At 61.3% G+C, this 26,145-nt stretch carries 23 protein-coding genes; 16 read left to right on the top strand and 7 right to left on the bottom strand.

The features are described from left to right. Nucleotides 1–2: 2 nt before the first annotated feature. The 8 genes from LB543_RS14065 (at nucleotide 3) to LB543_RS14030 (ending at nucleotide 8,973) form a co-directional block, all read left to right on the top strand. Entirely contained in the window at nucleotides 3–680 is a 678-nt protein-coding gene (locus LB543_RS14065) for a DUF930 domain-containing protein (RefSeq protein ID WP_224614513.1), read from the top strand. Nucleotides 681–837: 157 nt separating this feature from the next. After that, a complete protein-coding gene (locus LB543_RS14060) occupies nucleotides 838–1,668 on the top strand; it encodes an aspartyl/asparaginyl beta-hydroxylase domain-containing protein (RefSeq protein WP_140758603.1) in 831 nt (276 codons plus the stop codon). 336 nt (nucleotides 1,669–2,004) lie between these two features. Continuing rightward, complete coding sequence (locus tag LB543_RS14055; protein ID WP_224614512.1) at nucleotides 2,005–3,798, top strand: hypothetical protein; 1,794 nt, start codon at nucleotides 2,005–2,007, stop codon at nucleotides 3,796–3,798. Between the two features lie 39 nt (nucleotides 3,799–3,837). Next, nucleotides 3,838–4,089: a CrcB family protein gene (locus LB543_RS14050; RefSeq protein ID WP_224614566.1), complete on the top strand. Its 252-nt coding sequence runs from the start codon at nucleotides 3,838–3,840 to the stop codon at nucleotides 4,087–4,089. Nucleotides 4,090–4,194: 105 nt separating this feature from the next. Next, complete coding sequence (locus LB543_RS14045; RefSeq protein ID WP_224614511.1) at nucleotides 4,195–5,175, top strand: RluA family pseudouridine synthase; 981 nt, start codon at nucleotides 4,195–4,197, stop codon at nucleotides 5,173–5,175. A gap of 47 nt (nucleotides 5,176–5,222) precedes the next feature. Further along, nucleotides 5,223–6,095: a DMT family transporter gene (locus LB543_RS14040; RefSeq protein ID WP_224614565.1), complete on the top strand. Its 873-nt coding sequence runs from the start codon at nucleotides 5,223–5,225 to the stop codon at nucleotides 6,093–6,095. A gap of 12 nt (nucleotides 6,096–6,107) precedes the next feature. Continuing rightward, nucleotides 6,108–6,899, top strand: a complete 792-nt coding sequence (locus LB543_RS14035; protein ID WP_224614510.1) for an ATP12 family chaperone protein — start codon at nucleotides 6,108–6,110, stop codon at nucleotides 6,897–6,899. 184 nt (nucleotides 6,900–7,083) lie between these two features. Beyond that, nucleotides 7,084–8,973 (top strand): MFS transporter, encoded by a 1,890-nt coding sequence (locus LB543_RS14030; RefSeq protein WP_224614509.1) that lies wholly within the window; start codon nucleotides 7,084–7,086, stop codon nucleotides 8,971–8,973. Between the two features lie 82 nt (nucleotides 8,974–9,055). Here LB543_RS14030 and LB543_RS14025 read toward each other — a convergent pair whose 3' ends face one another. Continuing rightward, on the bottom strand, nucleotides 9,056–9,250 hold the full coding sequence (locus LB543_RS14025; protein ID WP_224614508.1) for a DUF2735 domain-containing protein: 195 nt from the start codon (nucleotides 9,248–9,250) through the stop codon (nucleotides 9,056–9,058). A 312-nt stretch (nucleotides 9,251–9,562) separates the two neighbouring features. On the opposite strand from LB543_RS14025, the gene LB543_RS14020 reads away from it, so the two are divergent. Continuing rightward, complete coding sequence (locus tag LB543_RS14020; protein ID WP_140758610.1) at nucleotides 9,563–10,603, top strand: glutamine synthetase beta-grasp domain-containing protein; 1,041 nt, start codon at nucleotides 9,563–9,565, stop codon at nucleotides 10,601–10,603. 741 nt (nucleotides 10,604–11,344) lie between these two features. Here LB543_RS14020 and glnA read toward each other — a convergent pair. Together glnA and LB543_RS14010 are read right to left on the bottom strand one after the other, a co-directional pair. Further along, entirely contained in the window at nucleotides 11,345–12,754 is a 1,410-nt protein-coding gene (gene glnA / locus LB543_RS14015; protein ID WP_015317961.1) for a type I glutamate--ammonia ligase, read from the bottom strand. Between the two features lie 66 nt (nucleotides 12,755–12,820). Beyond that, complete coding sequence (locus LB543_RS14010) at nucleotides 12,821–13,159, bottom strand: P-II family nitrogen regulator (protein ID WP_006205430.1); 339 nt, start codon at nucleotides 13,157–13,159, stop codon at nucleotides 12,821–12,823. Between the two features lie 357 nt (nucleotides 13,160–13,516). Here LB543_RS14010 and LB543_RS14005 point away from each other — a divergent pair, with 357 nt between their 5' ends. After that, complete coding sequence (locus tag LB543_RS14005; protein WP_224614507.1) at nucleotides 13,517–15,046, top strand: NAD(P)H-hydrate dehydratase; 1,530 nt, start codon at nucleotides 13,517–13,519, stop codon at nucleotides 15,044–15,046. A gap of 26 nt (nucleotides 15,047–15,072) precedes the next feature. On the opposite strand, the gene LB543_RS14000 is transcribed toward LB543_RS14005, so the two are convergent. Further along, entirely contained in the window at nucleotides 15,073–16,605 is a 1,533-nt protein-coding gene (locus tag LB543_RS14000; RefSeq protein WP_224614506.1) for an acyl-CoA carboxylase subunit beta, read from the bottom strand. Nucleotides 16,606–17,015: 410 nt separating this feature from the next. Here LB543_RS14000 and LB543_RS13995 point away from each other — a divergent pair, with 410 nt between their 5' ends. Beyond that, complete coding sequence (locus LB543_RS13995) at nucleotides 17,016–18,440, top strand: DEAD/DEAH box helicase (protein ID WP_224614505.1); 1,425 nt, start codon at nucleotides 17,016–17,018, stop codon at nucleotides 18,438–18,440. 105 nt (nucleotides 18,441–18,545) lie between these two features. Here LB543_RS13995 and LB543_RS13990 read toward each other — a convergent pair whose 3' ends face one another. Then, a complete protein-coding gene (locus tag LB543_RS13990; RefSeq protein WP_224614504.1) occupies nucleotides 18,546–19,520 on the bottom strand; it encodes an alpha/beta hydrolase in 975 nt (324 codons plus the stop codon). Nucleotides 19,521–19,606: 86 nt separating this feature from the next. Beyond that, nucleotides 19,607–20,428 (bottom strand): SDR family oxidoreductase, encoded by an 822-nt coding sequence (locus LB543_RS13985; protein ID WP_140811883.1) that lies wholly within the window; start codon nucleotides 20,426–20,428, stop codon nucleotides 19,607–19,609. 226 nt (nucleotides 20,429–20,654) lie between these two features. Here LB543_RS13985 and LB543_RS13980 point away from each other — a divergent pair, with 226 nt between their 5' ends. The 5 genes from LB543_RS13980 to LB543_RS13960 all read left to right on the top strand — a co-directional run bounded on the left by LB543_RS13980 (nucleotide 20,655) and on the right by LB543_RS13960 (nucleotide 24,583). Then, complete coding sequence (locus LB543_RS13980; RefSeq protein WP_224614503.1) at nucleotides 20,655–21,689, top strand: cysteine synthase A; 1,035 nt, start codon at nucleotides 20,655–20,657, stop codon at nucleotides 21,687–21,689. Then, a complete protein-coding gene (locus tag LB543_RS13975) occupies nucleotides 21,689–22,432 on the top strand; it encodes an alanyl-tRNA editing protein (RefSeq protein ID WP_140758726.1) in 744 nt (247 codons plus the stop codon). The genes LB543_RS13980 and LB543_RS13975 overlap by 1 nt, the downstream gene beginning before the upstream one ends. A gap of 40 nt (nucleotides 22,433–22,472) precedes the next feature. Beyond that, a complete protein-coding gene (gene sseA, locus LB543_RS13970; RefSeq protein ID WP_224614502.1) occupies nucleotides 22,473–23,333 on the top strand; it encodes a 3-mercaptopyruvate sulfurtransferase in 861 nt (286 codons plus the stop codon). A 4-nt stretch (nucleotides 23,334–23,337) separates the two neighbouring features. Next, on the top strand, nucleotides 23,338–23,901 hold the full coding sequence (locus tag LB543_RS13965; protein ID WP_140811879.1) for a GNAT family N-acetyltransferase: 564 nt from the start codon (nucleotides 23,338–23,340) through the stop codon (nucleotides 23,899–23,901). A gap of 214 nt (nucleotides 23,902–24,115) precedes the next feature. Then, complete coding sequence (locus LB543_RS13960; RefSeq protein ID WP_140758619.1) at nucleotides 24,116–24,583, top strand: DUF1203 domain-containing protein; 468 nt, start codon at nucleotides 24,116–24,118, stop codon at nucleotides 24,581–24,583. A 229-nt stretch (nucleotides 24,584–24,812) separates the two neighbouring features. Here LB543_RS13960 and LB543_RS13955 read toward each other — a convergent pair whose 3' ends face one another. Next, complete coding sequence (locus LB543_RS13955; RefSeq protein WP_140758620.1) at nucleotides 24,813–26,045, bottom strand: outer membrane protein; 1,233 nt, start codon at nucleotides 26,043–26,045, stop codon at nucleotides 24,813–24,815. Nucleotides 26,046–26,145: the final 100 nt, after the last annotated feature.

The raw sequence follows: 26,145 nt of genomic DNA, 5'->3' as shown, positions 1-26,145 counted from the left end.
GTTTGCGTGGCCCGGTGGTCGTCACGCTTCGGGACGAGGCTTCGCCCTGGGGCATTTCAACTTCGGTCGTCCTCCATACACTGTTCGCCGCGACACTGGCATTGATGCCCTTGCCGAAGCGGCCGACCCGGCTGGAGGACGAGCGGGTGTCGGTGGACATCCTGACGCCTGAACAGTTCGAGGCATCGACGAAACCGCCGCCGGCTCCTGCGGCTCCAATGGTCCCTGAGGCGCGGGCGGCAGAGCCACCACCTGCTTCGAACCCGCCCAAAACTCGACCGCCCGCCGCGCCTGCCATGATTCGCCCGACGCGGATGCTGTCGGCCAAGACCCTGGCCGATCCGCGTAGCAAGCAGGCGCGCGCCGATCTCGAGACCTTCGCGTCCGACGAGCGCATGGTGCAGCTTTGCAATCTGGAGGCCATGGATCAGATCCGCCAATGGCGCGCGGATTTCCGGCCAGAGCAGGTGGTGCCCTACGCAACCGCCGAGGAAAAGATCACCGGCACGACGATCGCCGCTGACGGTGCGGCTTTTCGCAGCCGTAGAAACTGGTACAATTTGAAGTTCAAATGCCAGCTCGCGCAGGACGGCGAAAGCGTCATTGGCTTTGAATTCCTGGTCGGCGATCCCGTGGCGAGGGACAAATGGGACGAGCTCGGCTTGCCGGAAGTGCATTGACAGCCCGGCAGGCTCCACCAGGCAGCCAGCCCGGCCAGCTACCATGGCCGTTGTGCGGTGACCCAAAAAACCTTATCAAGGCGCACGGTCGGGCGGTGGCCGTTGCCATGATTTGGGCACCTCATTCGCAACAGGATCGCGCTTCGCGCGTGGAAAAATGACAAAAAACCTTCGCAAATCCCTTCGCAAGTTCGCCATTGCCATCCCGCTTCTTGCCCTTGGCTTCTATTTCATCCCGATCCTGACGACGATCTTCATCGTCTGTGGCCTGATCGACGTGCTGCGCAACGACAGGAAGGATCTGGCGCTGTTCAGCGGCTACTTCCTTGGCAACGGGCTCTTCACCTGGTTGCTTTCACCCTTCAACCTGTTGGTCGATCTTCTGTGCTACAGAAATCCGGGCGTGTGGAAGCTGGAGCAGTTTCCCGCCGACTATCAGCGTGAAGTCAACGAGGTCCTTGATGTCTTCAAGGCGCGCAAGGATGAGATCATCGCCGATATCGACGCAAATTTCGGCGCCGGCCGTCGTGGCATGTATGTCTACCAGTGGTATGGCAAGCACAGGATAGATAACGTCGAGGAATTCAATAAGGATTTCAAATACATCAAGACGATTGCCGTTTCCGTCTTCAGCAAGCGCGAATCGACCTCCTGGCATTTCGGGCCGCTGCGGCTCAGCCTACGCATCCTCTACAATCTGATCCCGGTGAAAGCTGAGATTTTCGTCGAATGCGGCAACGTCAAGAACTACTGGTACGACAATCCGCAGTTCATTTTCGACGACACTCTGCTCCATCGCTCGGTCAACGAGTATGATGGCCGCCGCTACTGCGTGTTCATGGATATTATCAGGCCGTCCCCGGTGCCTCGCCTGATCGCAGGCATGCTTGCGGTCGTCTCGGTGAGCGTCGAGCGCATCAATTCGATGTTCTACAAGAACTGGAAAATGATTGGCTCCACAAAGCCAAAGAAGGTCGAAACCACCTGAGTTGAATATCTATCGGTGCTGTCGGCGAAGCCGGCAGCATCCCACCATGGAATCGGGCGCAATTCCATGAAATGCAGACGACTTTCCGCAGGGAATTGCGTCAAGACAAGAGCCGCTGCCGGCGCCGGTGTATTGAGGGCCGCCAGGCTATGCTCCTCCAAGACGGGCAGCTTTAGCGTTGCGTTGGTTCAGACCTCGACCTCTTTGGGCTACCGACAATTCATTATATGAACTGTGTAGCAGGATTCGCATTTGCCCGAATGGCTACGGCTGCGTCAGGGCGTCTCGATTCTGCCGTCGGCAGTTCTGTCCCTCTTCCTTCCTAGGCGGATCCAAGTGTCAAAGAACAAAGCCTTCGGATTCTGGACGGGAGCCTACATATGCACCGTGATGCTAGGCATTGCCGTCAGCGCCGCGTACATAAAGCTTGAAGAACCGGTCTATTATTGGGACAACGCTGCTTATTTCAATGTGTTCAACCGGCAGGGAGCGCTCCTGGTCGAGAACCCCTTGGACTGGCTGAGCCAGTTGGCCACCTCCATCGCCACGGAAGATTATGGCGTGGCGATCCTGGTGCCGTTGATGCCCTTTCACATCGTCTTCGGTGGTTCGAGGCTTTCCTTCGTTGCTGGAATAGTGTCGGTCTACCTGGCTCCAGCGGCTCTCTTCATAGGCAGGATAAGTTATCTCGAGGCGGTTTCCGAAGCACCTTCTCGAAGCTGGCCAGCCGTCTGGATCGCGGCCTTGCTCTACACGCCGTTCTGGGCGCCGACACTTCGTGGAATGCCTGATGTTGCCGGTTGTCTCGCTCTCACCGCGGCAACCTATTTCCTGTGGAAGTCCAAATTCCTGACCCGCGAACCGGTGGTGAGCGGAATATCCGTCGGCGCGAGCCTATGGTTGGCGTTCACGCTGCGTCGCTGGTACGCCTACGCCGCTATCGGGGTTGCCCTTTCCGCGGCGTTCCTGGGTTTGCTGCGGATCGCAAGGGACCGAGACCTTCCGGCGTTCCGCGCGGCGGCAGGGGGTGGCCTGTGCGCGATCTTCATTGTCGCCGCAACCGCATTGAGCTTTCAACTGCCGCTGATCGCCAGAATTGTGGGAACGAGCTACGGCGACCTCTACAGCGGATACAAGACGACCTTTGTCACCCAGCTCGGTGAAATGGGGAGCCGGCTCAGCTATGTGAATTGGCTGCTGATCATTGCCGGGCTTTACATCTCCGTCGTCCGCCGCAACAGGTTCTCCCTGTTCTGCGCCATCGCCTCGATGCTCACATTTTTGATTTTCACCCGGACGCAGGATCCGGACCGCCATCATTCACTGCCGATGTTTCTTTGGCTTTTTCCCGCATACGCCCAGGCCATCGTCGCGATCGTTTCCGTACCCGCCTTGAAATGGCGATGGTGGACCGCCGGCATGGCGGTCGTCGCTGGACTCGCTTTCTTGGGCACATTTTTCCCGACGGGTCGTCAACTCCTGTCTCCGGTCGATTTCGTTTCTGCGCGAGAGGCCACGCTCCCGCTCCATCTCGACAATCTCCCCGAATACAGGCGCATGATCGATGATCTGACCAGCAGATTGGGACCAGAGGATCGCTTTTCGGTTTTTGCCTCGGGAGCTGTGATGAGCGATGCGCTGTTGTTCGGGATGGATCGGGACCTCGTTCCTCATGTCGGCTGGATTTGCCAGGTGGACAGTCGTGATGGGTTTCGGCCGGACGCATTGCAATCCAGATTTGTGATTGTGACCGACCCGCCGGTTACTCATCTGCAACCAGGCGCGCAGATTTGCGTCACGCTTCCGAACCAATATATTCTTGACGGGCAAGGCATCGGTGCCGCCTACAAGCGCGTTGCGCGGTACCAATTGTCCGGCGCCGTTACCGGCTATCTGTATGAGCAGATTCGCCCCGTCACGCAGCAGGAACTCAACGCGCTGTACGGCGAATTCCGGAAGGAATATCCGGACTGGACAACCCTGTCTGGTGAACCGCGATCTGGCGATGATCGCCCGATATCGCGCAACCTGGGAAGCGCGTTTCCTGACGCGGTCGACTGTCCGTGGTATCCCGAAGCGTCACCGGCTCCAAGGGCACCGGATTCAGGGGCACCGGATTCAGGGGATTGACGCGGCACCCTCGCACCGGCAGTAACGGCTACGTTCAATCTGCTTCTTGTTGTTGTCGGCGGCGGCATTGGTGCCGGCATCCGCCATTTGACCAGTATGGGCGCTCTGCGCCTCGTCGCCCCCAACTACCCCTGGGGCACGATGGCGATCAACATCATCGGCTCCTTCGCGATGGGGCTGTTGTGGGAGCGGGGAGCCACGCTGCCCGCGTTCGGTTACGCACTGGCCAGTGTCATTGTCGCCATTGTCGCCCTGTTTTTGGGTCTTTGGTTTGTAAGAAGCCTGCCATAAAGCACGCCTTGGCGTGCTTTATGGTTTTTGGCGGCATGCATTAGTGCTATTGCCGCGCCAAGCGCGGCCAAGAGCCCTGCTCGGGAAACGGACAAGCGAAAAAACATGGCAGGCGTTGAACAGATCACGGTGGAGGCCGGCGAGGCGGGCATGCGGCTCGATCGCTGGTTCAAAACGCATTTCCCGGGTCTTGGCTTCGGCCATCTGCAGAAACTGCTGCGCTCCGGCCAGATCCGCGTCGATGGCGGCCGGGTCAAGGCCGACACCCGTGTCGAGCCGGGCCAGATGGTGCGTGTACCGCCGCTCGAGGTGGACAAGAAGGGCGAGAGCGCGCTGACGGGTTACTCGATCCGCAACCAGGGCGACGCCGATGTACTCGCCAAGATGCTGATCCATGAGGACCCTAAGGTCTTCGTCTTCAACAAGCCGGCGGGCCTCGCCGTTCAGGGCGGCTCCGGCGTCACGCGCAATGTCGACGACATGCTGGAAGCCTGGCGCAACCAGAAGGGCGAGAAGCCGCGGCTGGTGCATCGGCTCGACCGCGATACGTCGGGCGTGCTGGTCGTCGCCCGCACCAGGCTGGCCGCCATGAAGCTCTCCGAGGCGTTCCGGGCGCGGGAAACCAAGAAGACCTACTGGGCGCTGGTCAAGGGCGTGCCGCCCAAGCGAGAGGACAAGATCTCGACCTGGCTGATCAAGGAGGCTACGCCGGACGGCGACCGTGTGCGCGTCGCCGCCCATGGTGAAAAGGGCGCCGACCATGCCGTGTCCTACTACCGCATCATCGAGCAGGCGGCGCAGACCATGACCTGGTTGGAGATGGAGCCTTACACGGGACGCACCCACCAGCTCCGCGTCCATGCCGCCTATATCGGCTGCCCGATCATCGGCGATCCGAAATACTTCGAAGCCGACACCAACTGGGATTTTCCCGGCGGCATTCAAAACCGCCTGCACCTGCACGCGCGCCGCATCATTATTCCGCACCCGGACAAGGGCGTCATCGACGTCACCGCGCCGATGCCGCCGCATATGCGCCAGAGCTGGAACCTGATCGGCTTCGACGACGCCAGCGCTGAGGATTGACCGTGAGCGACGCCACCGACGCGCTCGATCGGCGCGACACGGTCGACATGGCGGCGGCCGCCATCATGGTCGGCCTGACCTTTTCCTGGGGCCTGAACTACGTCGCCGCCAAGATCTCCTATGCCGGCTACGACCCCGTCTTCCTGTCGATCGCACGTTCGGTCATCGGTGGTTTCTGCGTCTTTCTCTGGTGCCGCTGGCGCGGCATTGCGCTGTTCACCAGGGATGGGACATTGCTGGCCGGCATCGCGGTCGGCGTGCTTTTCGGCATCGAGTTCCTTTGCCTCTATGTCGGCCTGGAGCACACGACCGTGGCCCGCAACACGCTGCTGGTCAACTCGATGCCGTTCTGGATGCTGATCGGCGGCCATTTTCTGCTCGGCGAACAGATCACCAAGCGCAAGTTCCTAGGCCTGCTGTTGGCCTTTGCCGGCCTTGCCACTGTTTTTTCCGACAAGCTCGGCGGTAGCGGAGACATGCTGTTCGGCGATCTCCTAAGCCTTGTTTCCGGGTTTTTCTGGGCCTTGACCAATATCCTCATCAAACGATCGAAACTGGTCGAGGCAAGCGCGGAGAAGCTGCTGCTCTATCAACTCGCCGGCGCGGCGGTCGTTGGCGTGTTGGTGATGCCTCTCGCCGGCCCGCCGGTTCGCGATCCAGCCTTGGTGCCGACATTGGCACTGCTTTTCCAGGCGATCTATATCGTCGCCTTTACCTACGTGCTGTGGTTCTGGCTGCTGCGCCGCTATCCCGCCGCGGGCCTGTCTAGCTTCACCTTCCTGTCGCCGGTCTTCGGTGTTTTATGCGGTGCGATCATCTTGAACGAGCCGCTGACCATCCGCATCTTTCTGGCACTTGGCTTGATTGCGGCGGGGCTGATCATCGTCAACCGGCCGGCACGCAAGCTGACACCGGTGTGAGAAAGTTTCTTCATGCGTGACATCCTCAACGACCTCGAAGCGGGCAAGTATCTTTCCGATCCGGATCCGGTGCGTCGCGCCCAGATCCAGATGAAGACACCGCTGCCCAAACGCTTCTACAAGGAGGTCTCGTTCGCGCCGGTGGAAGCCGGCTTTGCCGTGCAACTCGACAGCAGGCCGGTGCGCACGCCGGGCAAGGCTCTGCTGGCGCTGCCGACCGAGGCGGCCGCGGCGCTGGTTGCCGCCGAGTTCGCCGAACAGGGCGAGACGATCAATCCGGTGACGATGCCGGTGATGCGGCTGGTCAATACCGCCATCGATGGCGTGGCCAGCGATCCGCAGGCGGTGCTGGAAGACATTCTGCGTTTTGCCTCGTCGGATCTGCTCTGTTACCGCGCCGACGCCCCGCAAGGGCTGGTCGAGCGGCAGAACGAGCAGTGGGATCCCGTCATCGACTGGGCACGCACCGCACTTGGGGTTCGCTTCAACCTTGCCGAAGGCATCATCCATGTCGAGCAGCCGCGCGAAACCATTGCCGTGCTGGGTAGCCATATGGCTCAGCGCACCGAGCCGCTGCGCCTAGCCGCCATTCATGTCATGACTTCGCTGACGGGGTCGGCATTGCTGGCGTTGGCTGTCGATTTCGGCGAGCTCGACGGCGAGCAGGCCTGGGCCGCCGGCCATGTCGACGAGGACTGGCAGATCGCGCAGTGGGGACAGGACGCCGAAGCAGTCGCGCGTCGTGCCGCCCGCAAACGAGACATGATGGCCGCCGTCAAATTGCTCGAAGCGCTGCGGGCCTGAGCGCTTCGCGCTGCCTTCGCACTGCACCTAATACCAAAGTCATAATCCCATCGTCGCGGTGCCTTTCCCCGGCGCTTTCTGCCATTTCTCTTGTGCTGGCTGCGTTTTTTGAGTCCGCGTTCGGAGGAGAACGCGGACGGTGGCGCACAGCATCGAGGACTGGGTCTCACGGGAGGATAACTCAATGGCAATGGCATCGACCGCCCGCGGAACGAGCCGCGGCATGACGCGGGAGGAGAAGAAGGTCATCTTCGCTTCCTCGCTCGGCACCGTTTTCGAATGGTACGATTTCTATCTCTACGGCTCGCTGGCGGCTTTCATCGGCTCAACCTTTTTCAGTCCGACGATTCCCGAGGCAACGCGCAACATCTTCGCGCTGCTGGCCTTTGCCGCCGGCTTCCTCGTGCGCCCGTTCGGCGCGTTGCTGTTCGGTCGCATCGGCGACCTCGTCGGCCGCAAATACACGTTCCTGGTCACCATGACGATCATGGGCCTGTCGACCTTCCTGGTCGGTCTGCTGCCCGGCTATGCAACCTTGGGCATCGCGGCTCCTGTGATCCTGATCGTCCTGCGCATGCTGCAGGGCTTGGCGTTGGGCGGCGAATATGGTGGTGCGGCGACCTATGTCGCCGAGCACGCGCCCGATGACCGCCGCGGCTTCTACACCTCATGGATCCAGACGACAGCGACACTCGGCCTGTTCCTGTCGCTGATCGTCATCCTGATCGTGCAGGGATCGTTGAGCAAGGAGACGTACGCCGCCTGGGGCTGGCGCATTCCTTTCATCGTCTCTTTCCTGCTGCTCGCCGTTTCGATCTGGATCCGGTTGTCTCTCTCGGAGTCCCCGACCTTCCAGAAGATGAAGGACGAAGGCAAGGGCTCCAAGGCGCCGCTCTCGGAGGCCTTTGGCCAGTGGAAGAACGCCAAGATCGCGCTCCTGGCGCTGCTCGGCCTCACCGCCGGTCAGGCCGTCGTCTGGTACAATGGCCAGTTCTACGCGCTGTTCTTCCTGCAGAACGTGTTGAAGGTCGATGCCCAGTCGGTCAACATCATGATCGCCATCGCGCTGGCGCTCGGCTCGATCTTCTTCGTCGTGTTCGGCTGGCTCTCCGACAAGATCGGTCGCAAGCCGATCATCATGGCTGGCCTTGCGCTCGCCGTCGTCTGCACCTTCCCACTGTTCAAGGCGTTGACCTGGGCCGCCAATCCGGCGCTCGCCAAGGCACAACAGAGCACTCGGGCAACGGTGACGGCGGCCCCCGGCGACTGCAGGTTCCAGTTCAATCCGGTCGGAACCGCGAAATTCACGACGTCCTGCGACATCGCGACTTCGTTCCTGACCAAGAACTCGGTTCCGTACGACGTGGTGTCGACGGCTGCGCCCGGGACGGCTGCGTCAGTCAAGATTGGTGCAGAGACGGTGGCGTCCTACGACGCGGTCGCCGCCGGCGATCAGGCCAAGGCCAAGGACGCGGCCTTCGTCAAGGCCGTCAACATGTCCCTGCAGGACAACGGTTATCCGCTGAAGCGCGCGGCGACCAAGGTTGCGGACCAGAAACTCGATGCGTTTGTTGCCGCGAACCCGGAACTGAAGCTGGACGCTGCCGCAATCCGTGCCGGTGAGAAGGCGACCGTGCCGATTGATCAGGCGGTCAAGGACAAGCTCTTGACCATCGACGAGGCAGCGGGTGCACCCGAGGTCACCGTCTACAACATACCGGGCGGCGGTGCCTTTGCCATGTTCGCCGATCCGGCAGCGGTGAACTGGCCGATGACAATCGGCATCCTGTTCATCCTGGTGCTGTTCGTGACCATGGTCTACGGGCCGATCGCGGCGATCCTTGTCGAGATGTTCCCGACCCGCATTCGCTACACCGGCATGTCGTTGCCCTATCACATCGGCAATGGCTGGTTCGGCGGCCTGCTGCCGGCGACGGTGTTCGCGCTCAGCGCCTACAAGGGCGACATCTACTACGGCCTTTGGTATCCGGTGGTGATCGCGGCGTTCACGCTGGTCATCGGCATGATCTTCGTCAAGGACACGCTCGGAACAGACCTGCACACCAAGCAGTAGAGCCGGTCGGCCGATACGAACGAAAAGCCCGGCGCGAGCGATCGCGCCGGGCTTCTTCATATGAGATCGACGTGGAAGGGCTTCAGCTCTTCCGTTGCGGGTTTTCTGCCTCGACGGCGGCCTCGTGATACCAGCAATCGAAATCGGTATGCTCGCCGCGAAGCGCGGCAAGCTCTGCCGCGAATTTGGCCTTGGCGCCTAAATTTAAGGCAGACTTGCGCGCTGCCAGTGGGAACATCAGGATTTTCGCCGACGGACGCGACTGCGTGACTTGCATTGCCGGTCTCCCTACTTTTTCAGAAGCTAGCCGATTCAATTCTCATCAAAATAGGTTCTGCGATTCATTTAGGCAATATGCCTACGAAAAGATCATGATTTGCCTACTATTTAAGCAATATTGCCGTTTGGACGATCTTGACGCATTGCTGAGACGGCTCAGCAAAATCAAAGCGTTGGCATGACCATTTTGCCGCACCCCGCGAAAGCCGAGTGGCATACGAATTGCTTTTTAATCATCGGCAGGCCGGCCTGTTTCGGCCATGCATCGACATCGCCTGCTTGCGGTGTCCAAGCAACGAGAGGCTCTAGAATGACCAAATACAAGCTCGAGTATATCTGGCTCGATGGATACACCCCGGTCCCCAATCTTCGCGGCAAGACGCAGATCAAGGAATTCGCCGAGTTCCCGACGCTCGAGCAGCTGCCGCTGTGGGGCTTCGACGGGTCCTCGACGCAGCAGGCCGAGGGGCACAGCTCCGATTGCGTGCTGAAGCCGGTCGCCGTCTATCCGGATCCGGCCCGCACCAACGGCGTTCTCGTCATGTGCGAAGTCATGATGCCCGATGGCGTTACGCCGCACGCATCCAACAAGCGCGCCACCATCCTCGACGACGAAGGCGCCTGGTTCGGCTTCGAGCAGGAGTATTTCTTCTACAAGGATGGCCGTCCGCTCGGCTTCCCCGAGAGCGGCTATCCCGCACCGCAGGGTCCGTACTATACCGGCGTCGGCTATTCGAATGTCGGCTCCGTTGCGCGTCAGATCGTCGAGGAGCATCTCGATCTCTGCCTTGCGGCCGGCATCAACCACGAAGGCATCAACGCCGAAGTGGCCAAGGGCCAGTGGGAATTCCAGATTTTCGGCAAGGGTTCCAAGAAGGCCGCCGACCAGATGTGGATGGCCCGCTATCTGATGCAGCGCCTGACCGAAAAGTACGGCATCGACATCGAATACCACTGCAAGCCGCTCGGCGACACCGACTGGAATGGCTCGGGCATGCATGCCAATTTCTCGACGTCCTATATGCGTGAAGTCGGCGGCAAGGCCTATTTCGAAGCGCTGATGGCGGCCTTCGACAAGAACCTGATGGACCACATCGCCGTCTACGGCCCAGACAACGACAAGCGTTTGACCGGCAAGCACGAGACCGCGCCGTGGAACAGGTTCAGCTATGGCATCGCCGATCGCGGCGCCTCGATCCGCGTCCCGCATTCGTTCGTCAAGAACGACTACAAGGGCTATCTGGAAGACCGCCGCCCGAACTCGCAGGGCGACCCCTACCAGATCGCCTCGCAGATCCTGAAGACGATCGCTTCGGTGCCGGCGAGCGCGGAGGTTTCGGCCGCCGCCTGATCCTCTTGGCGGCGCGCAGTTCCGCGCCGCGCATGGATGCTCATTGTGGAAAAGGCCCGGACGGAAACGCCCGGGCCTTTTTGCCTGATTGGCCCGGAGCGTCGAATTCCCCCAAAAAAAGTCAGGTTGAAAAGGGACGAGCAATTTTGGCGAAACCAGGGGCTTTGGTCGGCGCCTCTTGCCGCCACTCGTCTCGTGCGTTTCCGAGTTTCGTCGAAAAAGCCCGGAAAACAGCCTTTTTCAGCTCGTCAGTACACCAACGAATCTTTATATAAGCTGCTGGTAATACATCGAAATCGGCGATTTATGCCTCCGGCCGGCGGCGTTGACAGGCCACGCCGCCGCATGCGTATTCGTGGCCTCGGGGGTTACGCCAAAGCGATGCTGTTCGAACGGGGCGGGGGTTTCGTGAACGACGGCATTGGCGGGGGCGCCGGACGAGCGGGCATTGCAGCCTGAGGCAGTGTGCCGCTCGCTCCTGGCGTTTGATTGCGCCCGAAAGGCCATCCGCCAAATTGCTTGAACGGGGCGCTGGCTGGGTCTTGCCACCTTGACCTGGGGTCTTCTGCCTGCGGCCACAAGGCCTGGCTGCTCCAGTTGTGATGCGTCCCCAAAAAAAGCAAGTTGACCATCGTTGCGGGCTGGCCGCACGCCATCCATTGATGGGGCCGCTGGATCAGCAAAAAAGCCCTTGAAGGGGGAAATCCTTCAAGGGCTTTGAAACACCGTCCGAACGAAACCTTACACCGAATAGTACATGTCGTATTCGACTGGGTGCGGGGTCATTTCGAAGCGCATCACTTCAGCCATCTTGAGCTCGATATAGCTGTCGATCTGATCGTCATCGAAGACGCCGCCGGCCTTCAGGAAGCCTCGGTCCTTGTCGAGGCTCTGCAGCGCTTCGCGCAGCGAACCGCAGACGGTCGGGATCTTCTTCAACTCCTTCGGCGGCAGGTCGTAGAGATCCTTGTCCATCGGCTGTCCCGGATGGATCTTGTTCTTGATGCCATCGAGGCCGGCCATCAGCATGGCGGCGAAAGCGAGATAGGGGTTCGCGCCCGGATCGGGAAAGCGGACCTCGACGCGCTTGGCTTTCGGTGAACTGCCGAACGGGATGCGGCAGGACGCCGAGCGGTTGCGCGCCGAATAGGCGAGCAGCACCGGCGCCTCGTAGCCCGGCACCAGACGCTTGTAGGAGTTGGTCAGCGGGTTGGTGAAGGCATTGATCGCCTTGGCATGCTTGATGATGCCGCCGATGTAGAACAGGCAGCTCTCCGACAGACCGGCATATTCATTGCCGGCGAAGGTCGGCTTGCCGCCCTTCCAGATCGACTGGTGGACGTGCATGCCCGAGCCATTGTCGCCGAAGATCGGCTTCGGCATGAAGGTCGCCGTCTTGCCATAGGCGTTGGCGACCTGGTGCACGACGTACTTGTAGATCAGCATCTTGTCGGCGTTGCGGACCAGCGTGTCGAACTTGATGCCGAGCTCGTGCTGGGCGGCGGCCACCTCGTGGTGATGCTTTTCGACGCGGACCCCCATTTCGGCCAGCACCGTCAGCATTTCGGAGCGCATGTCCTGTGCCGAATCGATCGGCGGCACCGGGAAATAGCCGCCCTTGATGCGCGGGCGGTGGCCGAGATTGCCGGTCTCGTAATCGGTGTCGTCATTCGACGGCAGTTCGGTCGAATCGAGCTTGAAGCCGGTGTTGTAGGGATCGGCCTTGTACTTGACGTCATCGAACACGAAGAATTCGGCTTCCGGACCGACATAGATGGTGTCGCCGATGCCTTCCGACTTCATGTAAGCCTCGGCCTTCTTGGCCGTGCCGCGCGGATCGCGGTTGTAGGATTCGCCCGAGACCGGATCCAGGATGTCGCACAGGATGACCATGGTCGACTGCGCGAAGAACGGATCCATGTGGACCGTGTCCGGATCGGGCATCAGCACCATGTCGGACTCGTTGATGGCCTTCCAGCCGGCGATCGAGGAGCCGTCGAACATGACGCCGTCGGCGAACATGTCTTCCTCGACCTCGACGACATCCATGGTCACGTGCTGCAGCTTGCCCTTCGGGTCGGTGAAGCGCAGGTCGACGAATTTCACGTCGTTGTCCTTGATCTGCTTCATGATGTCTTTGGCTGTCGTCATGTCATGTATCCCTGTGTGCTGACGTTTTTTGATGGATGACGTTTCTTAGAGGATGGCCGGGTCGGATCAAACCGCGTCCATTCCGGTTTCGCCGGTGCGGATGCGCACGACTTCCTCGATGTTGGAGACGAAGATCTTGCCGTCGCCGATGCGGCCGGTCTGGGCCGCCTTGCGGATGGCCTCGATCGCGCCTTCCACGGCATCGTCGCCGAGCACGACCTCGATCTTCACCTTGGGCAGGAAGTCGACGACATATTCGGCGCCGCGGTAGAGTTCGGTGTGACCCTTCTGGCGCCCGAAACCCTTGGCCTCGGTCACGGTGATGCCTTGCAGTCCGGCCTCCTGAAGCGCTTCCTTCACTTCGTCCAGCTTGAATGGCTTGATGATCGCTTCGATCTTTTTCATGTAAAAAGTGGCCTCCACTGCCAAAAAAACGGGTTGTGAGCCCCCGCTTGCGCCTCAATCAAGCACGAACTGTGCCAGTCGGAGGGAACAGAAGCGGTGTCATACGATTTCAAAGCCATGTCACCCCCAGATGCAAATTCGCGTCGTTCGCTGCATTGGAAGCGGCATGAATGGCCGTAGCCTATCCGGCGCCACTGTGCATGTCTGCCCAATATCTGGGCAAATTGCTCATCTGGCGGGCAGCTTGGTGCCTTCGATCCTCGCGCTGATCGACGTGGTCATGACAGTGCCAGCTCCTCCCCGTTTGCGTCGGATCGAAAACTGGACAATGCTTGATCGAATGCGGATCGGCAATCCATGAGCCACGAACTTCTTACTTCCGCCGAGATGGGCGAAGCTGATCGGCTGACAATTGCAGCGGGTATAACCGACGGCATTGGATTGATACGCCGTGCAGGGCAAGCCGTCGCGGCCGAAGTGCTCAGGCGCTATCCCGCGGCGGCGCACGTCCACGTGTTGTGCGGCCCGGGCAACAATGGTGGCGACGGCTACGTCGTCGCTCGCATCCTGGCCGGCAGCGGCGTCGCCACCACGGTCTGGGCGTCTGGCCCACCGAGGCCGGATAGCGATGCGGCACTCGCCGCCGCGGAATGCCCAATCAAGCCCCGGCCGCTATCGGATTTTGATGCAGGTCTCGGCTCGATCGTGGTCGATGCGCTTTACGGGGCGGGGCTGTCCAAGCCGCTGTCGGGCGAGGCCGCCAGGGCGGTCGATCTGGTCACCGACTTGCATCTGCCGGTTGTCGCGGTCGACCTGCCTTCCGGCATTTCCGGCGACAGCGGCAAGGTGCTCGGCACATCGTTTTCAGCCGAGTTCACCGTGACCTTTGCGCGCAAGAAGCCCGGCCATCTGCTCTTGCCGGGCCGGGAACGATGCGGAGAGATCGTGCTTGCCGATATCGGCATCGGCGCGCAGATCATTACAAGGCTCCAGCCCCGGACATTCGAGAACGGACCAGCGCTTTGGTTGCGCGATTTGCCGGTGCCGGCCGTCGATGCGCACAAATACAAGCGCGGCCATGTTGGTGTCTTTTCCGGCGGCCCCGATGCCACCGGCGCGGCGCGGCTCTCGGCGCTTGGCGCGGCCCGAAGCGGGGCAGGGGCGGTGACGGTTCTGTCGCCGGGAAACGCCATGCAGGTCAATGCCGCGCACCTGACTTCGATCATGTTGCGCAGGGCCGACGACGCTGCCGACATTGGGGCATTTGTCGGCGAGCGCCGGCCATCGGCCTTTGTTCTAGGGCCTGGCTTTGGCGTAGGTGAAAAAATCCAGGCGTTCGCGCTTGCGCTGCTCGCGTCGGGCCAGTCGGCGAGCGCCTCCACCGGAATTGACGGCCTGGTCTTCGACGCCGACGCGATCACTTCGTTTCGTGAGGCGCCGGATGCCTTGTTCGACGCCGCCCGCAGACCGGACGCGCCCGCGCTGGTGATGACACCGCATGAAGGGGAGTTCGCCAGGCTGTTTCCTGATATCGCCGATGACAATGCCTTGTCGAAGCTGGACAAGGCACGCGTGGCTGCTGCGGCTGCCAATGCCGTCCTCGTCTACAAGGGCGCCGATACGGTGATTGCCGCTCCGGACGGCAGGGCAGCGATCAATTCCAATGGCGCGGCGTGGCTTGCCACCGCAGGGTCGGGCGATGTGTTGTCCGGCATCACGGCCGGACTGCTTGCACAAGGCATGCCGGCTTTCGAAGCGGCCTGCGCGGCGGTCTGGATCCATGCCGAGGCCGGGAGTCGGTTCGGGCCGGGACTGATCGCCGAGGATTTGCCGCTGGCACTGGTGCCGGTGCTGCGCGAACTGGTTGCTGCCGAAAGCGGGCGCTGATCAACCGCAACGCCCGCGACACCAGTTCACAGCGGGATGTTGTCGTGCTTCTTCCAGGGGTTCTGCATCTCCTTGTTGCGCAGCATGCGAAGCGCCCGGGCGATACGGCGGCGGGTCGAGTGCGGCATGATCACCTCGTCGACATAGCCGCGTTCGGCAGCTACGAAAGGCGACAGGAAGCGGTCCTCGTAAGCCTTTGTATGGGCAGCAATTTTTTCGGCATCGCCGATGTCCTTGCGGTAGATGATCTCGACCGCGCCCCTGGCGCCCATCACCGCGATCTGCGCCGTCGGCCAGGCATAGTTCATATCGCCGCGCAGATGCTTTGACGCCATGACGTCATAAGCGCCGCCATAGGCTTTGCGGGTGATGACGGTGATCTTCGGCACGGTCGCCTCGGCATAGGCGAAGAGCAGCTTGGCGCCATGCTTGATCAGCCCGCCATACTCCTGCGCGGTGCCCGGCAGAAAGCCGGGAACATCGACGAAGGTGACGATGGGAATAGAAAAACAGTCGCAGAAGCGCACGAAGCGTGCCGCCTTGCGGCTGGCGTCGGAATCGAGCACGCCCGCCAGCACCATTGGCTGGTTGGCGACGAAGCCGACCGTGCGGCCCTCGACCCGGCCGAAACCGGTGACGATGTTCTTCGCGAAACTCTGCTGGATCTCGAAGAAATCACCCTCGTCGGCGACCTTCAGGATCAATTCCTTGATGTCGTAGGGCTTGTTGGCATTGTCGGGGATCAGCCGGTCGAGCGACATGTCGTGGTCGGTGACCGACTGGTAGCATTCGATCTCGGGGACCTCGGCCGTGTTGGAAGCTGGCAGCAGGTCAACCAGACGGCGCATCTGCAAGAGTGCTTCGACGTCATTGTCATAGGCGCCGTCGGCGATCGAGGATTTCGTCGTGTGGACTGAAGCACCGCCGAGGCTCTCGGCAGTTACCGTCTCGTTGGTCACGGTCTTCACCACGTCCGGCCCGGTGACGAACATGTAGGAAGTGTCGCGCACCATGAAGATGAAATCGGTCATGGCGGGCGAATAGACGTCACCGCCGGCACAGGGGCCCATGATGACGGAGATTTGCGGAATGACACCCGAAGCGAGCACGTTGCGCTGGAAGATTTCGGCATAGCCGCCAAGGGCTGCTACGCCCTCCTGGATGCGCGCGCCGCCGGCATCGTAGAGACCGATGATCGGCGCCCGGTTGCGCAGCGCCATCTCCTGCACCTTGATGACCTTTTCGGCATGGGCTTCCGACAGCGAGCCGCCGAACACGGTGAAATCCTTGGCGAAGAGATAGACGGGACGGCCGTTGACCGTGCCCCAGCCGGTGACGACGCCATCGCCGGCGATCTTGGTCTTCTCCATGCCGAAATCGGTCGAGCGATGCTCGACATACATGTCGAACTCCTCGAACGAACCTTCGTCGAGAAAGACCTCGATGCGTTCGCGCGCGGTGAGCTTGCCTTTCTTGTGCTGGGCGTCGATGCGCGCCTGGCCGCCACCCATGCGGGCGATGTCGCGCCGCCGCTCGAGTTCCTTCAGCACGTCCTTCATCGCTCGGTCCCCAGAAAACGGAAGCTGCGTTTGTGGTAATGATGCCCGTCGGGGAGCGCAAGCGTCGGCTTTTGGTCCGTTTTTGCTGCGCTGCAACATCGAGCCCTTGCATTTCGGGGCGAACTCAGCCATATGCAGCGACATAGGCGCTTGGGCCGGACTCACCGGCCTTCTCGACGAATGAGACTGGTTGCGTCTGTTTTCCCTCTTTCCGGTATATCGGCCCCTCTTTCCGGTACATCACAAAGCGGCGAAAAAGCCCCGTGGCATGACGCCTGCGGGCACGACAGCGCAGCCGCGCGGACAATCCTGTCCGCCGCCTTGTCGTTCCATGACAGTTTATCCGACGGCAGGTTGCGCCCTGCCGCCATTGATATTTGCGGCCAGAGGCCGCGTGAAAGAAGATTATTTTGACCAACGAAAACACTTTGCCCGGCAACGACACCGCGGAACTCTCCGGTTTCGCGGCGCTGGGAATTACCGGTGCGCTGCTCAAGGCCACCCACAATGCCGGCTTCACCGAGCCGAAGCCGATCCAGATGCAGGCGATCCCGCCGCAGCTGGAAGGCCGTGATATTTTCGGCATCGCGCAGACCGGCTCCGGCAAGACCGCGGCCTTCGCGCTGCCGATCCTGTCGAAGATCATCGCGCTCGGCACCAAGCGGCGCGCCAAGACGACCCGGGCGCTGATCCTGGCGCCGACCCGCGAACTCGCCGTGCAGATCGAGGACACCATCAAGATCCTCGCCAAGGGCGCGCATGTTTCGACGGCGCTCGTGCTGGGCGGCGTCTCGCGCTTCAGCCAGGTGAAGAAGGTTGCTCCCGGCGTTGATATCCTCATCGCCACACCCGGCCGGTTGACCGATCTGGTGCGTGAGGGCGACCTCATCCTCTCCGACACCAAATGGCTGGTGCTCGACGAGGGCGATCGCATGCTCGACATGGGCTTCATCAACGACGTCAAGCGCATTGCCAAGGCGACCGCACCCGATCGCCAGACGGCGCTGTTCTCGGCCACCATGCCGGACGAGATCGCTGAACTGGCCAAGGGCCTCTTGAAGAACCCTGTCCGTGTCGAAGTCTCGCCGCAAAGCACCGCGGCCGCCGAAATCGTCCAGGGCGTCGTCTTCGCCCGCACCAAGCAGAAGCGCCAGGTGTTGTCGACGATGCTCGCCGACGCGGCGATGAAGTCCGTCATTATCTTTTCGCGCACCAAGCATGGTGCGGACCGGGTGACCAAGGACCTAGAGCGCGACGGCTTCAAGGCCGCCGTCATCCACGGCAACAAGTCGCAAAATGCCCGTCAGAAGGCATTGAATGACTTCCGCGACGGCTCGGTACGCATCCTGGTCGCGACCGACATCGCGGCGCGCGGTATCGACGTGCCCGGCATCAGCCATGTCGTGAATTTCGACCTGCCGGACGAGGCCGAAAGCTACGTCCACCGCATCGGCCGCACCGGTCGCAACGGCATGGATGGCATCGCGATCACGCTTTGCGATCCTTCGGAGAACAGCAAGCTGCGCCAGGTCGAGCGGATCATCCGCACCAAGCTGCCTGTTGTTGCCGACCATCTCGGCAGCCCCGATCCGGCACGCAATCCGGCTGAAAAGAACGAGCGCTTCGAACCCGCCAACGATCGCAGCGACCGTAATGGTCGTCGCGACGGCCGGCGGCCGGGCGGCGAAAAGAAGCAGAACCACAGCTTCGGCAAGAAGCGCTTCGGCGACAAGCCGGCGTTTGCCGGTGAGCGTAAGCCGGAAGGTGCAAAACCCTTCAAGGGCAACAACAAACGCCGCTTCGGCGGCAAGCGTCCGGCGGCACGGGCTGCTTGATACGTCTCATGGCGGTCGGCCAATCCGGGCGGTTGGCTGGTGACTGACTAAGCGAAGAAAAGGGCTGATGAAGCAATGCTTCATCAGCCCTTTTCGTCTTGAAGTCTACTTCGCCACCGCTGCGATCCAGACGGCAATCCGTTGCGCCAGGAATGCCGTGGTGGATGGCGACAACGCGTCGCCGGCGATGACATGATTGTCGGGATCGCCAGTGCTTTCGATGGGGACCAGCTCATGCGCTCCACCCCAGCGTGAGGCGATTTCGCGGGTCCGGTCGGGCCGCACCACTCTGTCCAAATCCGAGAAGATGAACAAAGCCGGGATGGTCGCCTTCTCCACGGGCGCGCCATAGGCAAGCTCCGTCAGGGCCTGCATCGGCATTGTCGCGGCGATCGGATATCTGGTGGTCCAGAATTTCTCGTGCAGCGCGTTGCGCGGCACGAAGCTGCGTTCCTTACCGGCGACGAGTTCGGCGATCTGCTTGCCCCATGGCATGGTCAGGATTTCGGCGCCGGATGCCTTCACGCCGAAATTGGGCGAAATGAATGCAATGGCCGCTACTCCGTCCGAAGCTCCGGGCTGCGTTGCGGCCCAGGCCGCCAGCGAGCCGCCGGTCGACGTCGAGATGACGACCACCTTGTCGCCGATCGCCCGGCCGATGGCGAGCGCCTCTTCATAGTCGTTGATCCAGGCATTGACGCTGCCTTGCGTCATCGCATCGCCGTCCTGCCCGTGACCGGTGAGGCGGGTGTAGAACAGGTTGGCGTCGAGCTGGTCGGCAACGTCGTCGGGCAAGGGCCGGACCTCGCCCTTCGATGCGGAAAAGCCGTGGATGTAGACGATCGACAGCGGCGTCTTGGCGTGCACCATCGGGTTCGCCCAGACGATCTCCTTTTCCAGCCCGTCGCGGATACCGGGCACGGCGGCTTCCACCTTTGCCACATAAGCCTGTGGGTCGTCACCGATGACGGAAGGATCGAAACGGATCGTGGTGTCGACGGGTACGCGTGGACCCAATAGGAAGGCCAGTGCAAGGACGGCGATCAGGCCCAGCACAGCAAGCACGATCCGTCGCCCCATCGCAGACTCCACGCAACAATATTCAAACTATGGCCATGAACAGGCAACGGCCGTTCAGGCAGCCATGCCACCAATCCTGTGGGCATCTATTGGTTGGGCGGTTTGCGCTCGTAATGCAGCGGCCGTGCCTTCCAACTGGTCGTCAGGGTGATCACCCATCTGCATAGCGGCCTTGGCAGCATGCCGAGAAATTTCAGCGGCCAGCTCGTCCGGTACGGGAAGGTGACTTCGAAGCGGCCGGACTTGATTCCCTTCACCATGCGGCGCGTCGCGCGGCCGACCGGCATCAGGCCCGGCATCGGCAGCATGTTCTTTTCGGTCAATGGCGTGTCGACGAAACCGGGGTTTATCACCTGGACGCGGATGTTCATCTTGTCGAAATCATATTTCAGCGACTCGGCCAGAATGTTGATCGCCGCCTTGGTGCCGCCATAGGCCGCAGTGGTCGGCCAGCCGAAATAGGCGGTCACCGAGCCGACAAGGACGACATGGCCACGCGCGCGCACCCGCATATACTCGACGACCGGCACCAGCCCATTGATGATGCCGAAATAGTTGACCTCGAAGGAGCGGCGGAAGTCCTTGACGACGAGGGACTCTCCGGGTGTCGGGATGTAATTTCCGGCATTGAATATGGCGAGCACGATCGGCCCGAGGTCCTTCTCGATCGCGGCGACAGTTCTCGCCATGCGCGGCTCGTCGGTGACGTCGCAGGGAAAGGACACGACCTTGCCCGGCATCTGCGCGGTCTCGACGATGAGCGTGTCGATCGGATCGTCGTCCAGTGCTGTCACCGCCACGGCATAGCCTTGTGACGCCAGATCCCTGGCCAGCGAGCGGCCGATACCGCTGCTGCCGCCCGTGACCCAGGCGACGCCGTGTTTCGGATCGGCCCGATAGAGTGTCATGCTGCGCCCTGCCGAGTTGTTCGTGCCTTGCTCTAGCGGCGAAGAAATCGAATGAAAAGAGTGCTTCTCGACGCCGGGTGCAAATGAACTGTCCTGTGTCCATCCGGTCCCCAGCGACATCCATACACCGCAGCGCCGGAAATGCGACTGGACCAGACGAATTCTTGCCTTGAAACCGCAGCGTTGGGTTTCTAGGGTTTCGGCGCACGTACACAAGGAATCCTGAATGCCCCGTTCTGTGATCGACGCGATCGGCAACACGCCTCTGATCCGCCTCAATAAAGCTTCCGAAGAGACCGGCTGCGAGATCCTGGGCAAGGCCGAGTTCATGAATCCGGGCCAGTCGGTCAAGGATCGCGCCGGCCTGTTCATCATCCGCGACGCCGAACAACGCGGCCTGTTGAAGCCGGGCGGTGTCATCGTCGAGGGGACAGCCGGCAACACTGGTATTGGGTTGACGCTCGTCGCCAAGGCGCTCGGCTATCGCACCGTCATCGTCATCCCGGATACGCAAAGCCAGGAAAAGAAGGACACGATCAGGCTGCTCGGTGCCGAACTGATCGAAGTCCCCGCCGTGCCTTACAAGAACCCCAACAACTACGTGAAGCTGTCGGGGCGGCTGGCCGAGCAGATGGCGAGGAGCGAGCCGAACGGCGCCATCTGGGCCAACCAGTTCGACAATGTCGCCAACCGAGATGGCCATATCCGCACCACGGCCGAGGAAATCTGGGCCCAGACCGGCGGCAAGGTCGACGGTTTTGTCTCGGCGGTGGGGTCGGGCGGTACGCTGGCCGGTGTCGGGCTCGGACTGAGGGCCAAGAGCAAGAACGTCAAGATTGCGCTCGCCGACCCTCTCGGCGCCGCCCTCTACAGTTTCTACACCAGCGGCGAACTAAAGTCTGAAGGCAGTTCGATCACCGAAGGCATCGGGCAGGGGCGCATCACCGCTAATCTCGAAGGCTTCACGCCTGACTTCTCCTACCAGATCAAGGATGAGGACGCGCTGCCGATCGTTTTCGACCTGATCCAGGAGGAAGGCCTGTGCGTCGGCGGCTCGACCGGCATCAACATTGCCGGCGCCATGCGGCTGGCCAGGGAATTGGGCCCGGGCCACACCATCGTGACGATCCTCTGTGACTACGGCACGCGCTACCAGTCGAAGCTGTTCAACCCCGAATTCCTGCGTGACAAGAAGCTGCCGGTGCCGGGCTGGATGGAACTGCAGAGCAAGATTTCGGTGCCGTTCGAAAAGGTCGCATGATGGCGCACAAGACAGAAGCGCTGTTTCGCGACGACGCCTATCTCAGGACGGCTGACGCCACGGTCGTCGCCATCAATGAGCGCGGCGGCATCATCCTCGACCGGACCATCTTTTATGCCACCTCGGGCGGTCAACCGGGCGATTCCGGTTATCTCGAACGCGCCGATGGTAGCCGCATCGCGATCGCCGCCACGATCACCGGCGAGACCAAGGACGAGATCATCCATGTCCCGGCACCGGAGCAGGCCACGCCGCAGATCGGCGAGCGGGTGAACCTGGCGATCGACTGGGAGCGTCGGCATCTTCTGATGCGCATGCACGCTGCCTGCCACCTGCTCACCGTCGTCTGTCCGTTCCCGATCACCGGTGCGGCGGTTTCCGAGGACGACAGCCGTGTCGATTTCGACATTCCCGACGCCAGCTTCAGCAAGGAGGAGGTGACGGCGAGCCTGATGGATCTGGTGCGGGCTGATCATCCGATTTTCACCAGGTTGATCAGCGACGAGGAATTGGCCGCGAATCCCGGCCTGGTGAAATCCAAGAATGTCCGACCGCCCGTTGGCACGGGGAAGATCCGCCTGGTCTGCATCGGCGAAAGCGCCTCGGTGGACAGCCAACCCTGCGGCGGCACCCATGTGAAGAGCACCGGCGAAATCGGCGAAATCCACATCGGCAAGATCGAGAAGAAAGGTCGGGAGAACAGGCGCTTCCGCATCCGCTTTGGCCCGATGCCGGCGGCCTGATACGACAAACTTTGCCTGAACCGGAATAGAGAGAAACAAAATGGCCGAAGACAGTCCTTTCACCGTCGATGCGGACTGGCTGCAGGAGCGCCTGGGTCAGCCGGGCCTGACGATCATAGACGCCTCCTGGTATCTGCCGGCACAAAAACGTGAGGCGCGCGCCGAGTATGATGCAGCCCATATTCCAGGCGCCCGTTTCCTGGACCAGGATGCCGTTTCGGATCCAGACGCCGCCTTGCCGCATACGCTCGCGTCGCCGCGGCATTTTGCCCAGTATGTCGGCGCGATGGGCGTTTCGGCCGATGACACCATCGTCGTCTATGATGGCCCGGGTTTCTTCTCCGCACCCCGGGCATGGTGGATGTTCCGCATCATGGGCGTTTTCCAGACCTATATTCTGGACGGCGGCTTCGACGGCTGGAAGGCGTCCGGCCGGCCGGTAACGGCCGAGCCGACCAAGATCGCGCCAAGCGTCTTTCATGCCGATTTCGACGCCGGTCGCGTCATCGGTCTGGCCGACATGCGCCGGGTCGTCGATAGGAAGGCAAGCCAGATTGCCGACGCCCGCGGGCCGGGCCGCTTTACCGGCGCCGAACCCGAGCCCCGTGCCGGCATTCGCTCCGGTCACATGCCAGGCGCACGCAATATCCCCTATTCGGCGCTTTCCGAAAACGGCACGCTGCTGCCGAAGGACCGTTTGCGCAAGGTGATGGAGGACGCCGGTATCGACCTGTCCAAACCCGTCGTTACATCCTGCGGTTCCGGCGTCACCGCCGCGGTGGTCACGCTGGCGCTGGAGACGCTTGGCCATACCGACAACAGGCTTTATGACGGCTCATGGACCGAGTGGGGCGGGCTGTCCGATACGCCGGTCGTGACCGGCCCAGCCGGCAAGGAATGAATTGATGGAAAACGGCGTGCTGCAGGATATTGAAGTCACGGTGACTTTTCTCGAAATGCATGCTCCACCCGCCGCCTCGCCACCAGTGCCCTACAACCGCCAGGTCGCATTGCTGAAGACCAGGGACATACCCTTGCATTTCTACCGCTACCTGATGGACCGGGTGGGGCGCAAATGGCACTGGGTGAATGTTCTGAGGTTGAATGATGATGAGCTGTCGGCCGGAATCCACCGCGAGGATCGCGACATAAGGGTGCTCTACCTCGACGGTTCGCCGGCAGGCTTCTTCGACCTCAAGCCGCATCTGCCGGAGGAAGTCGAACTCGCTTATTTTGGCATGATGGAACACGCCACCGGGCAAGGCATCGGCCGCTGGTTCCTTGGCTCGGCGATCGCGGCAGCATGGTCGTATGGGCCGAAAAGGGTGACGGTGCAGACCTGCACGCTCGACCACCCCGCAGCCCTGCCGCTCTACCAGAAGCTCGGTTTCAAGCCGGTCGCACAGAAGAAGGAAGTCGTGCATCCTCTGCCTTTTGCCGAGCGCTCGGCCAGCGTGATGCGGCCGTAACTCCAGCTGGAATCTGACCGCCGCTTCGACGATTTCGTCAAGGAGTTATCGAATTGATTAGCCGGCGTAAGTTTGACGATGCTGGTGATCCCTATCGAAGGTCGACGGGGACCGATCCCCAAGTCGGATCGGCTCCCGGATGGTTGGCGGGAATCGGGTGGGAAGCCCTGTCGCGAGCACGTAATTTCCGGTCGACAGCACCGGAGATATTGCCATGACCATCCAGTTCACAGCTCTGCCGACCGAAAATGTAAGGGCCTTGCAGCGCGGCGGCCCCGATGCCTATGGCCGGCCGCCCGAGCGGAAAATCTCTGACGGTGACGGCATGCCTTGCCGGCATTGCCTCAGGAATATCGCCGCCGGCGATGTCTACCTCATCCTCGCCTACCGTCCGTTTCCGAACCCTCAGCCCTATGCCGAAACGGGGCCGATCTTCCTGCATGCCCAGGAATGCGAGCGTGCCGTCGGGGCTAGGCTACCGCCGGAGATTCTCGACAGCCCGGACTATATCGTGCGCGGCTATGGCAGCGATGATCGTATCGTCTACGGCAGCGGCGGCATCATTCCAACCGACGCTATTGTGACGCGGGCAGAAACCTTGTTCGAGCGTGAAGACATTGCCTATGTGCATGTCCGCTCGGCGCGCAACAATTGTTACCAGTGCCGCATAGAGCGCGCATGAGGTCCAGGGATTGGCGGCAGAAAGCTTCTGTCGCACTGCTGTCGCATGGACGCGCTAGAAAGAGATTGTCGATCGATTGGCCGACCGCGGATGAACCGGCGGCAATCTCGATATCGAGGAAGCGGGGCCTTGGCTCCGCTTTTTTGTTGCCTGCGTTCAGCCCAAGTCATCGCCGCAAAGAAAAGCCCGCCGGCATGCCGACGGGCTTCGACTGTTTGCCTGGAGGGGCTTAGTTGAACTTGTACTTCGCGCCGATGCGAACGGTCTGGAACGAGGCCTTGTCGGTCAGCGTGCCATCCGGCGCACCGAATTCGGACGAGAAATCCTTCTTGCCAAACTGCGAGTAACGGTATTCGAGACCGACGGTCATGTTGCTGGTGACTGCGGTTTCCAGGCCGCCACCGATCGTGAAGCCGCTCTTGCCCCAATCGATGATGTCGCCGATCGGATCTGATGCCTTGAGGTCGAAATGCTGGTAGCTGTAGCCGCCGATTACGTAGGCCAAGGTCGACTCGTTGACCTTGGCGCCGACGCGGGCCAAAGCATCGAAGCCGTAGTCGGAATCGAGTTTGACGGAAGTGCCGAAAATGTCGAGTTTCGATCGAATTCCAGAATAGCGACCGTCGATTTGCACGCCGGCGACCCAAGTGCCGAAATCGTAGTCGTAGCCCGCGCTCAACTCGCCAAACACGCCTTCGCTGCCAATGCCGTTGACATCGAGAGTGCCGCCACCAAGGTCGACGCCCAAGTCGTGGACCGCCGTGCCGGCTCCGAGCGCGCCACCCGCATAGAAACCGGTCCAGTTGTAGGCCGGGGCAGCAAATGAAGCGCCGCCACCGTTCTGCGCACCGAAGCGATAGTTCGCGGCGATATGGAAGGTGTGGGAGGACGGTTCCCCGTTCAACGAAGCGCCACCCAGATCGATCAGCGACTTGTCGCCAAAGTTCGCGTACCGGTATTCGGTCTTCAGCGTCCAGTTGCCGCGCAGCACGGTTTCCACGCCGACGCCGAGCACGTAGCCGCTGCGGTTTTCTGTAAAGTTCAACCCATCAGCACCGCCCGATCCATCAAGCTTGAAATGCTGCCAGCTGTAGCCGCCGAGCACGTAGCCGAGCGTGCTGGGGTTGAGCAGATAGCCAGCGCGCAGGCCGACGTCGAAACCGTAGGAATTGGTCAGGTCGATGTCGGCGCCTGGGACGCTGATCGACGGGCCGATATTCCCGAAATTGGCATCGATAAAGCCGCCGAGGAGGAAGCGTTCGTTGACCATATAGTCGTAGCCAGCGGTCAGCTCACCGAATACGCCATTCCCACCGACGCCGTTGAGGTCGAACACTGGAGCGACACTGAACTTGTGCACGTTTGCGCCGAACCCGCCACCGATGCCGACATAAGCTCCGCTCCAGTTAAAACCGGATGCTTCCACCGGCTGCACGACGTCGGCCGCATGCGCGGCTGACATAAGTGCAGCCGCCGAAACCGCACCGAGAAGAATAGATTTCGCTGAAACGCGAACAAACATAGCCCGTACCCCTAATTAATAAGCCCAAGATGTTTCTAGC

This window comes from Mesorhizobium sp. ESP7-2 (assembly GCF_020164715.1).
Lineage (GTDB): Bacteria > Pseudomonadota > Alphaproteobacteria > Rhizobiales > Rhizobiaceae > Mesorhizobium.
The sequence above is the reverse complement of the archived record's forward strand: the minus strand, read 5'-3'. Positions and strand labels throughout refer to the sequence as shown.